This is a genomic window from Microbacterium endophyticum (assembly GCF_011047135.1).
Lineage (GTDB): Bacteria > Actinomycetota > Actinomycetes > Actinomycetales > Microbacteriaceae > Microbacterium > Microbacterium endophyticum.
Window position 1 is genome coordinate 2,452,785 of record NZ_CP049255.1, and the last position, 14,003, is coordinate 2,466,787.

Here is a 14,003-nt window from a genome sequence, read left to right on the forward strand (position 1 = left end):
GAATTCCCACCGCCCGGCTCGGGCCCGTTCAATGAGGAGGCAGGATGTCCGAGCACATCCTTGAGATGCGGGGAATCACTAAAACGTTCCCCGGCGTGAAAGCGCTCGCTGATGTGAACTTCTCCGTAGAACGTGGCGAAATCCACGCAATCTGCGGCGAGAACGGCGCCGGCAAGTCGACTCTCATGAAAGTGCTGTCAGGGGTTTACCCCCACGGCACGTACGACGGCAAGATCGTCTACGTCGGTGATGAAGTGCAGTTCAAGAGCCTGAGCGAAAGTGAAGCGAAGGGCATCGTCATCATCCACCAGGAGCTGGCGTTGAGCCCGTACCTGTCGATCGCCGAGAACATCTTCCTGAACAACGAGCGCACCCGTTTCGGGCTTGTTGACTGGAACGAGACGAACTTCGAGGCATCGAAGCTCTTGAAGCGAGTGGGCCTCAAAGACAACCCGATGACGAAGGTCAATCAGCTCGGTGTCGGAAAGCAACAGCTCGTCGAGATCGCGAAGGCGCTCTCGAAAGAGGTCAAGCTCCTCATTCTCGACGAGCCGACTGCCGCTCTCAACGACGAGGACTCGGATCACCTGCTCGATCTCATTCTGAGTTTGCGCGAGCAGGGGATTACCTCGATCATCATCAGTCACAAACTGAACGAGATCAAAAAGGTCGCCGACACTGTCACGATCATTCGTGACGGTAAGACAATCGAGACGATCGCCAAGGCAGATGTGACCGAAGATCGCATCATCAAAGACATGGTGGGACGCGATCTCGAGCACCGCTATCCCGATCACGAGCCGAATATCGGCGAAGAGCTCATGCGCGTCGAAGATTGGACAGCTCACCACCCGCAAGATTCCTCGCGTGTCATGGTCGACAATGTGTCGATCAACGTGCGCGCGGGTGAGATCGTCGGCATCGCCGGGCTCATGGGTGCCGGTCGTACCGAGTTCGCGATGAGCCTTTTCGGCCACAGCTACGGCAGCAAGATTTCCGGCAAAGTGTTCATGCGCGGCAAGGAAATCAAGACCCGTACCGTTGCCGAAGCGATCGACAACGGGATCGCGTACGCGACCGAAGATCGCAAAACGTACGGTCTCAACCTCATCGAAGACATCAAGCGCAATATCTCCGTAGCATCCCTCAAGAAGCTGGAAAAAGCCGGCCTCGTGGATGACAACGAAGAATTCCGCATTGCGAATAAATACCGCAAAGACATGAACATCAAGGCGCCGAACGTGTTGGTCAAAACTGGAAAGCTCTCCGGTGGAAACCAGCAGAAAGTCGTGCTCTCGAAGTGGATCTACTCCGATCCGGATGTGCTCATTCTTGACGAGCCCACTCGCGGTATCGATGTTGGCGCAAAATACGAGATCTACACGATCATCAACAAGCTCGCAGCTGAGGGTAAAGGGATCATCGTGATCTCTTCCGAGCTTCCGGAACTGCTCGGCATTTCGGATCGCGTCTACGCCATTTCGGAGGGGCGCATCACCGGCGAACTGCCGATTGCCGAAGCAACCCCCGAGTCCGTCCTCAAACTTATGACCATGGAGAAGTCCCGCTAACGGGGCTTGCAGGAGACACATTTCATGTCAAACGACAATCTCTCTCAAGATTCGCAGGCTGCGGGCGGTCTCGTTCAGCCCGAAGACAACAGGTTCACGCGCTGGATCGCGACGGTCATCTCCGACCTCGGGAAGAACGGTATCTTCATCGCGTTGGTCGCGGTGGTTGCTCTCTTCGCGGTACTGACCGATGGCATCCTGCTACGCCCGCAGAACATCTCGAACCTGGTCGTGCAGAACGGCTACATCCTGGTTCTCGCGATCGGGATGGTGATGATCATCATCGCCGGTCACATCGACCTGTCGGTGGGATCCGTCGCCGCCTTCGTTGGTGCATGTTCGGGTGTATTCGCCGTCAACATGGGCTTGCCATGGTGGCTCTCGGTCATCCTGTCCTTGCTCATCGGTGCTCTGGTGGGTGCATGGCAGGGCTTCTGGGTGGCCTTCGTCGGTATACCCGCGTTCATCGTGACGCTGGCGGGCATGCTGATCTTCCGCGGGCTCGCGCTCGTCGTTCTCGGCAACGCGAACATCGGTTCGTTCCCCGAGGAGTACCGTGCCCTCGGTAACGGCTTCCTTGATGGTGTGTTCGGCTCGGTGAAGCCCGATATTTTCACGCTACTTCTCGGCGCAGCAGCTGTAATCGCACTTGTTGTGCAGCAGTTGCGCGCTCGAGCAGGGCGAGCAAAGTACGACCAGGATGTGGAGCCGGCCCTCTGGTTCTGGATCAAACTCGTTCTCATTGCTGTCGTGATCGGGTTCTTTGCCTACGCTCTCGCTTCCTACAAGGGCATCCCCGTGACGTTGATCATCCTGGCGGCACTCGTCATGATTTACGGCATCGTCATGAACCGTACGGTCTTTGGTCGCCACGTCTATGCGATCGGTGGCAACCGCCACGCGGCCGAGCTCTCGGGTATCAAGACGCGTCGTGTCGACTTCCTGTTGTTCGTCAACATGGGCGTTCTCGCCGCTCTTGCTGGTCTGATCTTCACCGCACGACTCAACCTTGCTGGCCCGAAGGCCGGTGACGGCTTCGAACTCGAAGCGATCTCGGCAGCCTTCATTGGTGGCGCGGCTGTTCAAGGTGGTGTCGGAACGATCGGTGGAGCCATCATCGGTGGTCTGATCATCGGCGTGCTGAACAACGGTATGTCGATTATGGGTATCGGTATCGAGTGGCAGCAGGCAGTGAAGGGCCTCGTGCTGCTGCTGGCCGTTGCCTTCGACGTCTACAACAAGCGTCGCGCTGGCCACAGCTAGACCGCGCACGTACAGAGAAAAGGGTCCCGCTTTTTAGCGGGGCCCTTTTCGTCGTTCGTTCGTCGGGGCCCGGCTGTTGACCGGCGCGTGAAAAACCTGCTTTGCTCAGAGCAGGGGAAACGTGAAAACCATGCGCTGGTGGACGTCCACACCGCAGCGTTTCCAGAAGCCCGGTGAAGAGGATTTACGAGATGTGCACGAGGGTTGTTTATCTAGGCGAGGGCGACCGAGTGCTGACCGCGCGCTCCATGGACTGGAACGCCGACATGGGCACGAACATGTGGCTGTTTCCACGCGGAATGGAGCGGAACGGCGCAGCGGGTGCGAACTCGCTCACCTGGACGTCGCGATACGGGAGCGTCGTTTCTGCGGCCTATGACGTCGCGACAGCCGACGGAATGAATGAGAAGGGTCTCGTCGCGAGCGGACTCTGGCTTGCCGAATCTGAGTATCCGGCAACAGACGACGGCCGCCCTAAGCTCTCGGTCGCGGCGTGGGCGCAGTACTTTCTCGATACGTTCGCGACGGTCACCGATGCAGTTGACGCAGTCTCGGGCGATGACGCGTTCGCGATCGCAACCTCAGGCGTGCCAGGGCAAGACCGCGACACGACGATGCACCTCGCGCTGTCAGATCCGACCGGCGACAGTGCGATCTTCGAATACCTGAGTGGCAAGCTGACGGTTCACCACGGTCGCTCGTACCAGGTGATGACGAACTCGCCCCCATACGATCAGCAGCTGGCGATCAACACGTACTGGGATGAAATCGGCGGTACTGTCATGCTTCCCGGCACCAACCGGGCGGCCGACCGCTACGTGCGAGCGGGCTTTTACGTGAATGCGGTTCCGCAGGTCGAAGACCGGACGATCGCCACCGCGGCGGTCTTTGGCGTCATCCGGAATGCGTCAGTGCCTTATGGCATCACAACGCCCGGTCAGCCGAATATCTCATCGACGCGGTGGCGCACCGTCGCCGACCACAAAGACGGACGCTACTTCTTCGACTCGGTGCTTTCGCCGAGTGTCATCTGGGTAGATCTCCCCAAGATCGATTTCTCAGAGTCCATGCCGGCAAGAAAGCTTGACCTCACGACAGATCGTTCGGAGATCCGCGGCGGTGATGTCTCGGCACTGTTCGAGCCTGCCGAACCGTTCGCGTTCGCTAACGCGGGCTGATCAAGCCGCCGCACTGTCTGGTCTCGGTCAGGGGGAGAGTGTCACTTTGCCGTCGGCACCGTCTGAGACGAGCTGCTGCGCTCGTGCCGCCTCGCTCAGCGCGAACGACGCGGCAAGCTCCACAGAAAAGTGACCGGCCGCCATCAGCGCGAGAGTGACGGGGAGTGCTTCTGCGCGCCAGGCGAGCTGCTGTTCGGTCAGCGGAGTTGGCGAGCCGCCCGAGAAGGCACGGATGCCGATGCCCGCGGCATCCGCCCCGCGAACGATCGTGGCAACCCGCTGTGGGTCCGTCGCCACCGCGAGCGAAACCTCGAGCGCTTCGTCGGTGCCTGCAGCATCGAAGACGACGCTGACGCCGCCCGGGGCCGCCGCGCGCACGCGCTCTTCGAGTCCGGGCCCATACGCAACGGGCGTCGCGCCGAGCTCGCTCACGCGGTCAAATCGTCGCGGCGATGCCGTCGCGACGACGTTAGCGCCCCAGAGCGCGGCGAACTGAATCGCCGCCTGACCGACCGCTCCAGATCCGCCGTGGATGAGGAGGGTGTCGTCTTCGCGAACGGCGAGCGAGCGAAGAGACTGGTACGCGGTTCCGACCGGAATACCAAGCGCAGCTCCCGCGGCTGCCGACACCTGCGGTGGTCGGTGGTGCACATGTTCCACTCCGACGACGACATCGGTGGCATACATGCCGTGGCCACCGAAGATGACGACGTCGTCGCCGACGCGGAACCCGTCGACTCCGTCTCCGACCGCGGTGATGGTGCCGGCGGCATCCGATCCCGTGCGTCGCGCTGACGTGATGGGCTTTGACGCCCGCATCCCGGCGCGCAACTTGATATCTATGGGGTTGACGCCTGCGGCTGTGACAGCGACAGCAACCTGGCCGGCCGTCGGCGCAGGAACGGCAACTTCAATCAGATGAAGAACCTCAGGACCACCGAACTCGTCGTAGACGACTGCATGTGCCATTGGGTAACCAACCTCCGAGTCCCGGTGCGCTATTCCTTAAGCGCCTTTTGAATCCGCTGCAGCGAAACAGCCTGCGCCGTTCCGAGCGTTTGCGCGAACAGGCTCACACGGTACTCCTCCAAAAGCCAGCGCGTGTGAGCGATGCGTGTGGGCGCGTCGACCGCGACGGGAATTGTGCCGCCGGCATCGGTAAATGCCACCTGGGCGCGTTCGAACTCAGTCATACGAGTGCGGTCGCGCCCGGGATTATCGGGCAATATCTGCAATCGGCTGAGGATGCCGTTGAGGTACCGCGGCAGATGCGTTAGCTGCCGTGACCCTGTGCGAGAGACGAACCCCGGAAAAATAAGTCCGGCAAGCTGCCCACGAATATCTCCGAGCGCTCCCAGCAGCGTCATCGAATTCTGGCTCTTGAGCGAGCGCTCGACATCGCGCGAGAGCGTGAGGATGCGCGCGGTCAGTGACACGGTGTTGAACACTGTCTCGACCGACGCTGCCGAGAACGCCGCACGAACCTGTTCGAACTCCGCTTTCGTGCGCACGCCCGTCGCAGGGGCAAGACGCGAGATCACATCATCGGCGACGGCCACGCGGCAGTCCTCGATGAGAGCTTTCGCGGATGCATACGGGGATGCCGCTAGCGCCAGCTTCTCTTTCGCGGTGAGATGTTCGAGCACATAACTCGCCGCAGATGGCACTGCCAAGAGCACAAGGCGCCGCACGCCCGCGGTCGTGGCGACAGCGGCCGCTTCGGGTGTCGCTTCGATACGCACCGACACGCTCTCACCGTCGTCGATGAGGGCGGGGTAGCCGCGGACGATCCCGCCAGCAACCCGGCTGTCGACAACAGCGGGAAGATCGTCGATGTCCCATGTCGTCAGGCCGCTGCGCGCCGCAACAGCGGTCGACGGGCCCGTGGGCGCGTGAGCGGCTACGCGCGCGGCAGCGTGCGCCGGCTCGGGCTTGTGGGCACGCAGTGACCGCTCGACGCTCGAGCGTGTGCGGGCGGCGAGGCGCGACTGGAGCGCGGTGAGGTCGCGATCGCTCCCGACAGTGCGTCCACGCTCATCGACAGCCCGAAACGACACATGAAGGTGGGCGGGAACTCTTTCGAGTTCGAACGAGTCAGCCGTGACAGGTTGGTTGGCTACGCGCTGCACGAGAGATGCCAACGCCACCCGAAGACTCTGACGCGGCGCACCCTCGGTATTCTCGGGGCCGAGGTCTGCCACCTGCTCGGCAAAGGTCGCTGCCCAGTCAGCGGCTGGCACCACATGACGCCGAATCGCTTTGGGAAGCGCACGCAGGAGCCCGGTGATGAGCTCAGGCCGAAGCCCTGGTACCTGCCAATCGAAGCCATCTTCCGTGATCGAGGCGAGAAGTGCGAGTGGAACGACGACCGTGACACCGTCGTCGACGGCACCGGGCTCGAATCGATAAGTGAGCGACAGGACCTGATCACGCTGTCGCCAGCGCGTCGGAAAGTCACGTTCGTCGGCGCGTGACGCGTCGTCGACGAGGTCGTTTTCGCTCATGTCGAGAAGTCGGGGTGTGCGCGTCATGGCTTCGCGCCACCACGATTCGAACGAACGCACATCGAAAACGTCGTTCGGAATTCGTGTGTCGTAGAAGGCATAGACGGCCTCATCGCCGACGAGAATGTCACGGCGGCGCTCGCGCTCTTCGATCTTCTCGAGGCGGCGCCGCAGTTCAAGGTTTCGCCGAACAAACGCGGTGAGCTTTTTGTCGAGCCGAGTGGCATCCCACTCTTCTTCGACGAGCGCGTGCCGCAAAAACATCTCTCGCGCCAGCGGGCGATCGATTCGCGCCAGTTGGATGCGGCGGCGCGGCACGATCTCTACTCCGAAGAGGGTGATCTTCTCGGCCGCAACGGCGGCTCCCGCATCCTTCGACCAGTGCGGGTCGCTTACCTGCCGCTTGATGAGGTCCGGTGCGAGAGCTTCGGCCCACTCCGGGTCGATCGCGGCGACCGTTCGCGCAAAGAGGCGACTTGTCTCTACGAGCTCTGCCGCCATCACGGCAGCAGGCCGCTTCTTCTTGAGCCCGGAACCGGGGAAAATGGCGAACCGGGCACCACGGGCACCGAGGTACTCACCCCCACGCCGTGCTGGCGCATCTTTCGCGGTGGCCTTGGCATCACGCGACGGTGTGCGCTCATCCAGGATGCCGATCTGCGACAGGAGCCCCGCCATGATCGCCTTGTGAACAGCATCCGGGTCGGCCGCGTCGCTTGCGCCCCGAAGCCGACCGAGCTGCGCCGAAAGCTGGCGGTGCACATCGACCCATTCGCGAACGCGCACATAGTTGAGGTGTTCACTGCGACACAGGCGCCGAAAAGCACTCGAGCCGAGCGCCTCCTGCTGCTCTTGCAGATAGTTCCAGAGGTTCAGCAGTGACAGAAAGTCGCTTGTGGGGTCGGTAAATCTGGCGTGTAGACGGTCCGCCTGCTCGCGAACCTCCTCTGGGCGCTCACGCACATCTTGAATCGACATCCCCGCAACGATCGGCATGACGTCGGCCAAGACGCCGCCCCGTTTCGCCTCCACGAGCATGCGCGCGAATCGGGGATCGATGGGCAGACGTGAGAGCTCTCTTCCCGTATCGGTGAGCGTTGTACGCGCGGTCTTGCCGGAGCCTGTTGTGCGGACGGCGCCGAGCTCGAGCAGCAGATCGAATGCGGCCTTGACGCCACGAGAATCCGGGGGAGTGAGAAACGGAAACGCCGTTATGTCACCGAAGCCCAGCGCCAACATCTGCAAAATTACCGATGCGAGCGATGTGCGAAGAATTTCGGGATCGGTGAACTCATCGCGCGACGCGAAATCGTCTTCGGCATACAGACGAATCGCGATTCCGGGCGCAGTGCGCCCCGCGCGCCCTGCACGCTGCTGCGCGGAGGCCTGCGAGATCGCCTCGATCGGCAGTCGCTGGATCTTGCTGCGCGGGCTGTAGCGCGTGATGCGTGCCGTACCGATATCGACGACGTAGCGGATGCCGGGAACCGTCAGGCTCGTCTCGGCAACGTTGGTGGCGAGCACCACACGCCGGCGGACCCCCGCGATCCGCGACGGTTCGAAAACGCGGTGCTGTTCAGCCGCGCTCAGGCGACCATAGAGGGGGAGCACCTCAGTGGGCGCGGCATCCTTCGCGTACGCACCACGTACGGCATCGGCGGCATCGCGAATTTCGGCCTCGCCCGGGAGGAAGACGAGCACATCGCCCGTGGCTTCACGATCGAGTTCCCGAAGCGCCGCGACCAATCCGTCGAGGTCGTCTTCATCGTTCGGTGGGCGATACCGGATGTCGACAGGGTAGGTGCGGCCCGATACTTCGATGACGGGGGCTGGATTGCCCGAGGCATCCGCGAAATGCGCAGCGAAACTCTGCGGATCGATCGTCGCCGACGTGATGATCACCTTGAGGTCGGGGCGTTCGGGAAGAATGCGGGTCAAATACCCGAGCAGAAAATCGATGTTGAGTGAGCGCTCGTGGGCCTCATCGACGATGATCGTGTCGTAGCGGCGCAGCAGGCGGTCGCGGTGAATCTCGTTCAACAGGATGCCGTCGGTCATCAGCGCGATGCTGGTCTCCGCCGACACCTTGTCGGTGAAGCGCACTTTGTAGCCGACGGCTGTGCCGAGCGGTACTTCGAGTTCGCTTGCGATGCGCTCGGCGATAGAGCGTGCTGCAATTCGTCGTGGCTGCGTGTGGGCGATTTTGGTGCGCCCGAGCTCGAGGCAAATCTTCGGTAGCTGCGTTGTTTTTCCGGAGCCCGTGGCTCCCGCAACGATGACAACCTGGTTGTCTTTGATCGCGCGTGCAATCTCTTCCCGCGCGGCGCTGACGGGCAGCTCGGGCGGGAACGTGATGACGGGCTCAGACATAGCCTCTCATCGTATTCCCTCGAGGCACCCAGCCGGCGCTCCTCGGTCGTCTTAGATCCAGGTGGGCAGCCAGTTGTGCAGGCGCCAGAAGTCATATGGCACCGGGAACGCTGTCCACACCGGGTACCAAAACGCCGATAGCGCGACCACCACGAGCAAGAAGACGATCACGACGCGCTGCCCGGACTTCCGGCGATGCACGGGTGCGTGCCGTGGACCCGCTATTTCACGCAGCGCAAAGGTGAGCGCCAGCACGAGGAAGGGCAGCATCGCGATCGTGTAGAACTGGAAAATTGTGCGCTCGGGATAGAGCAGCCACGGCACGTACGTGACGGCAATTCCGGTGAGCACGAGCGCCAGGCGCCAGTCGCGAGTGATGACGAAACGGTAGATCAAAAACACTGCCGCAGCGATACTTGCCCACCAGATGAGCGGGTTGGGAATGGAGGAGACAGCCTGAACGCTGTCGTCTTGATTCCAATACATCGACGTGGGACGAACGAGTAGCGGCCACTGCCACGCCGGGCTCGCGTAGCTGTGCGGCGTGGAAAGCCCGACGTGGAATGCGTACATTGACTCGTGGTACTTCCACAGGCTCTGCAGTGACTCGGGAACCCAAGACCAGAAGCCGGTGGCGGGGGCGTCCGCGGCTGACGAGCGGTCGTAGCCGCCTGACGTCGCAAGCCAGCCGGTCCATGTCGAGATGTACACGATGACGGCTACGGGAACGAGAAGCAGAAACGATGCCACGCCCTGACGCGCAGCATCCATCGGCCAGAATTCGACGCCTGCACGCCGACGGGCCAGGGCATCGGACACGACGACGTATATGCCGACGCCCGCGATCACATAAAGGCCCGACCACTTGACGGCGGTCGCGGCACCTGCGGCAGCGCCGGCCGCGAGCAACCAGGGCCGATTCCAGAGCACTGGGCCCCAGAGCACTGGGCGCGTGGGTACGACGCCCTCGCGCGCAGCGATTCTTGCCGCGAGCCTGCTGTGATGCCAGCGGTGATCGAGGATCAAAAACCAGAACGTCAACAGAATGAAGAAGGTGAGAAACGTGTCGAGAAGCGCGGTGCGGCTCATCACGATGGCGAGGCCGTCGATTGCCATGAGTGTTCCCGCGATGCTCGCGAACACCGTTGAGCGGGTGAGCGAGCGCGCCACGAGGTAGACGAGTAACACCGTCGCCGTGCCAAAGAGCGCGACGGAAAAACGCCAACCGAACGACGAATCGGGCCCGAACAGCCACATGCCCGCACCGATAAGCCATTTACCCAACGGTGGGTGCACAACGTAACTACCTGTCGACAAGAAGATGTCTGTTGAACCCGAGGTGAAGAGATCGTCGGCGCCCTCGGGCCAGTTCGCGGGGTAGCCGAGAAGCCACTGACTCCAGGCATCCTTCACGTAATAGGTCTCGTCGAACACGAGCGAGTGCGGCTGATCCAAACGGAAAAAGCGCAGAAAGCCGGCCAGGAGGGTGATGACTAGCGGGGCCAAGATATTGAGTCTGTGCTGCAGCCGCGTCGAAGCGTACACACGCGCGGCCCACCTGTCGTAGTGAGAGGGCGGCTCGGTCGGAACGAGCGGCGGCGCGGTATCCGTCACAGCGTCAAGCCTAAGCTGGAGTGGTGATCATCCTCGCGGCGACGCCGATCGGAAACCTCGGCGATGTAACTCGACGACTCGTCGAAGCTCTCGAGAACGCCACCGTCGTCGCCGCCGAAGACACTCGCACGACGCAGCGGCTGCTCGCGGGCCTTGGCATCACCAACCGGCCGCGATTGATCGCGGTGCATGATCACAACGAAAAAGAGCGGGCAGCCGAGATTATCGCGCTCGCCGAAACCGACGACGTGCTCGTGATTTCGGATGCCGGAATGCCCACCGTCAGCGACCCCGGATACGGGCTCGTTGCCGCAGCAATTGCGGCTGGCGTCACAGTGACCGCGCTCCCAGGACCGAGCGCCGTGCTGACAGCGCTCGCCGTTGCGGGGCTGCCGACTGACCGGTTCACGTTCGAGGGGTTTCTGCCGCGAAAGCCGTCGGAGCGCCGTGCACAGCTCGCGGCGCTTTCTTCTGAGACGCGCACAATGGTCTTCTTCGAGTCGCCCGCGCGGACGGGCGCGGCGCTCGCCGACATGGCCACGGCGTTCGGTGATGACCGGCAGGGAGCCGTTTGTCGCGAACTTACCAAGTTCTACGAAGAGGTCGTTCGTGGCCCGGTCGCCGAATTAGCGAAATGGGCAGAAGACGGTGTGCGCGGCGAAGTCGTGCTTGTCGTGGGCGGTTCACAGGAAGAGCCGGTCTCTTTTCCGGCGGCGGTCGCACAGGTGACTGAGCTGGTCGCCGCTGGCGGCCGGCTGAAAGAAGCCGTGCGCGAAGTCGCCGGCCACACTGGGCACCCATCACGAGATCTGTACCAGGCGGCCCTTGAAGCGAAGCAAACGAGCAACAAAGACAGCGCGTAATCGTCACACGGTGAGCGGCGGCATCCATCGCAACTAGAATTCACTGGTGAGCACGGACCGATCTTTTTACATCACGACGCCGATTTACTATCCGAGCGACGTACCGCACATCGGCCATGGCTACACGACGGTCGCCGTCGATGCTCTGGCCCGATGGCACCGTCAGTCTGGGGACGACACCTGGATGCTGACGGGCACCGACGAGCACGGTCAGAAGATGATGCGTGCCGCCGCCGCCAACGGTGCAACCCCGCAGGAGTGGGTCGACAAGCTCGTGAGCGAGTCGTGGTTTCCGCTGCTCGAGACTCTCGATGTGGCCAACGACGACTTCATCCGCACCACTCAGCCCCGCCACGAAGAGCGAGTGCGCGAGTTCGTGCAGGCAATATATGACCGCGAGTACATCTACGCCGGCGAATTCGAAGCGCTCTACTGCGTCGGCTGCGAAGAATTCAAGACCGAATCAGAGATCCTCGATGGCACAGGTGCTTTCGAAGGACTAAAGATCTGCGCCATCCACTCCAAGCCGCTGGAACTGCTGCAGGAGAAGAACTACTTCTTCAAACTCAGCGAGTTTCAAGACCGGCTGCTCGAGCTCTACCGCACCGAGCCCGATTTCGTGCGTCCCGAGTCTGCGCGCAACGAAGTCGTCTCGTTCGTTAAGCAGGGCCTGAAAGATCTTTCGATCTCCCGTTCGACCTTCGACTGGGGCATCACGGTCCCGTGGGACGAATCGCACGTCATCTACGTGTGGGTCGATGCTCTTCTCAACTACGCGACGGCAGTTGGCTTCGGTTCGGATCCCGAACAGTTCGATAAGCGCTGGCCCGCCTATCACGTCGTGGGTAAAGACATCCTGCGTTTCCACGCTGTCATCTGGCCCGCGATGCTGATGGCTGCGGGCGTCGACGTGCCCAAAGGGGTGTTTGCGCACGGCTGGTTGCTTGTCGGTGGCGAGAAGATGTCGAAGTCGAAGCTCACGGGTATCGCCCCGACCGAAATCACGGATGTTTTCGGGTCGGATGCGTACCGTTTCTACTTCCTCTCAGCGATTGCCTTCGGTCAAGACGGCTCCTTCTCGTGGGAAGACCTTTCGGCCCGTTACCAGGCCGAGCTTGCCAACGGCTTCGGCAATCTGGCATCTCGCACGATCGCGATGATCGAGCGCTACTTCGCCGGCGTCGTGCCGGCCGCGGGCGTACCGACCCCGGCCGACGATGTCGTCGCAAAGACAGTTGCGGATGCCGCATCCGCCGCCGATGCTGCCATCGAACGGTTCCGCATCGATGAGGCCGTCGCCGCGATTTGGACGATCGTTGATGTGCTGAACGGCTACATCACCGAAAACGAACCGTGGGCGCTCGCAAAGGACGAGACGAAGCGCGAGCGGCTCGGCACTGTGCTGTATACGGCAGCCGAGGGCCTTCGTGCGCTCGCGGTACTGCTGTCGCCGGTCATGCCCGTTGCGACCGAGAAGCTCTGGACATCGCTTGGCGTGACAGAAAGGCTCGGTGCGCTTCAGGCTCAGCCCCTCCGCGACGCAGGGCGCTGGGGACAACTCCCCGTCGGTACCAAGGTCGCGGCGCTGTCGCCCCTCTTCCCGCGCATCGAACAGTCAGTATGACCCCGAATTCCACCCCTGACTTGCCCGTTTCTGTGGGTGGGGCGGCGTCCGCAAAAACCGGCAAGTCAGCGGGGGGAGACGGCGCCACCCGGCCCCAGGTCGCTGCGGAGGCTTTCGACGCCAGCACCTATGTGCGAGAGCGCACGGCCGACGGGCGCAAAGAACTGCGGTACCCCGAGTCGCCCGAGCCGCTCATGGTGCCCGTGTACGACAACCACACTCACCTCGAGATCTCTGACGGTGACAGTCCGATGACGCTCGAGCAGCAGCTCGACCGGGCCACCGCCGCCGGGGTGATCGGTGTTGTGCAGGCGGGTGGCGACATTGAATCGAGTCGCTGGTCGGCCCATGCTGCGGCATCCGATTCGCGCGTGCTCGCGGCGGTCGCAATTCACCCGAACGAGGCACCTGTCTATGCCGCCGCGGGAAGACTTGCCGAAGCGATCGCTGTCATCGACGAGCTCGCGGCGCAGCCACGCGTGCGAGCGATCGGGGAGACGGGGCTCGATTTCTTCCGTACCGAAGCAGACGGCATCCCCGCTCAACTGGAGAGCTTCGAGGCCCACATCGCGCTGGCCAAAAAACACAACATCGCGATGCAGATCCACGATCGGAATGCGCACGATGCCGTGCTCGAAACGCTCCTTCGCGTCGGCGCACCGGACCGCACGGTCTTTCACTGCTTCTCGGGAGACGATGTGATGGCGCGGATCGCTGCCGATCGCGGCTACTACCTGTCTTTCGCCGGCAATGTGACATTCAAAAATGCTCAAAACTTGCGCGACGCCCTCGCAGTGACCCCACGCGAGCGCATTCTGGTCGAAACGGATGCCCCGTTCCTCACGCCGACCCCGCATCGAGGTCGCCCGAACGCTCCGTATCTCGTGCCCGTGACAGTGCGGTTCATGGCTGCAGAACTCGGTGTCGGCGTTGATGAACTTTGCGCTCAGATCTCGGCCAACACACTCGAGGTCTACGGTTCGTTCGGCGCGTAGCGCTATCGGCTCCCAGGCGCC

9 protein-coding genes are annotated in these 14,003 nt (G+C 62.2%); 6 read left to right on the plus strand and 3 right to left on the minus strand.

The genetic code is table 11. From position 1 onward, the window contains the following. Nucleotides 1-44: 44 nt before the first annotated feature. The 3 genes from mmsA to G6N83_RS11465 all read left to right on the plus strand — a co-directional run bounded on the left by mmsA (nt 45) and on the right by G6N83_RS11465 (nt 4,012). Nucleotides 45-1,571: a multiple monosaccharide ABC transporter ATP-binding protein gene (gene mmsA / locus G6N83_RS11455; protein WP_165142165.1), complete on the plus strand. Its 1,527-nt coding sequence runs from the start codon at nt 45-47 to the stop codon at nt 1,569-1,571. Between the two features lie 24 nt (nt 1,572-1,595). Next, nucleotides 1,596-2,834, plus strand: a complete 1,239-nt coding sequence (gene mmsB / locus G6N83_RS11460) for a multiple monosaccharide ABC transporter permease (RefSeq protein WP_165142167.1) — start codon at nt 1,596-1,598, stop codon at nt 2,832-2,834. Nucleotides 2,835-3,025: 191 nt separating this feature from the next. Next, nucleotides 3,026-4,012, plus strand: coding sequence for a linear amide C-N hydrolase (locus G6N83_RS11465; RefSeq protein WP_165142169.1), 987 nt, complete (start codon nt 3,026-3,028; stop codon nt 4,010-4,012). Between the two features lie 27 nt (nt 4,013-4,039). Here G6N83_RS11465 and G6N83_RS11470 read toward each other — a convergent pair whose 3' ends face one another. Genes G6N83_RS11470 through G6N83_RS11480 form a run of 3 tightly spaced genes read right to left on the minus strand, consistent with a single transcriptional unit; the run spans nt 4,040 to nt 10,500 of the window. Then, nucleotides 4,040-4,981 (minus strand): quinone oxidoreductase family protein, encoded by a 942-nt coding sequence (locus tag G6N83_RS11470; RefSeq protein ID WP_165142171.1) that lies wholly within the window; start codon nt 4,979-4,981, stop codon nt 4,040-4,042. 29 nt (nt 4,982-5,010) lie between these two features. Then, nucleotides 5,011-8,886 (minus strand): ATP-dependent RNA helicase HrpA, encoded by a 3,876-nt coding sequence (gene hrpA, locus G6N83_RS11475; protein WP_165142173.1) that lies wholly within the window; start codon nt 8,884-8,886, stop codon nt 5,011-5,013. A 51-nt stretch (nt 8,887-8,937) separates the two neighbouring features. Further along, entirely contained in the window at nt 8,938-10,500 is a 1,563-nt protein-coding gene (locus tag G6N83_RS11480; protein ID WP_165142175.1) for a dolichyl-phosphate-mannose--protein mannosyltransferase, read from the minus strand. Between the two features lie 23 nt (nt 10,501-10,523). On the opposite strand from G6N83_RS11480, the gene rsmI reads away from it, so the two are divergent. Genes rsmI through G6N83_RS11495 form a run of 3 tightly spaced genes read left to right on the plus strand, consistent with a single transcriptional unit; the run spans nt 10,524 to nt 13,982 of the window. After that, a complete protein-coding gene (gene rsmI, locus G6N83_RS11485) occupies nt 10,524-11,363 on the plus strand; it encodes a 16S rRNA (cytidine(1402)-2'-O)-methyltransferase (RefSeq protein WP_165142178.1) in 840 nt (279 codons plus the stop codon). A gap of 46 nt (nt 11,364-11,409) precedes the next feature. Beyond that, nucleotides 11,410-12,987, plus strand: a complete 1,578-nt coding sequence (metG, locus tag G6N83_RS11490; RefSeq protein WP_165142180.1) for a methionine--tRNA ligase — start codon at nt 11,410-11,412, stop codon at nt 12,985-12,987. Further along, complete coding sequence (locus tag G6N83_RS11495) at nt 12,984-13,982, plus strand: TatD family hydrolase (protein ID WP_165142182.1); 999 nt, start codon at nt 12,984-12,986, stop codon at nt 13,980-13,982. The genes metG and G6N83_RS11495 overlap by 4 nt, the downstream gene beginning before the upstream one ends. Nucleotides 13,983-14,003: the final 21 nt, after the last annotated feature.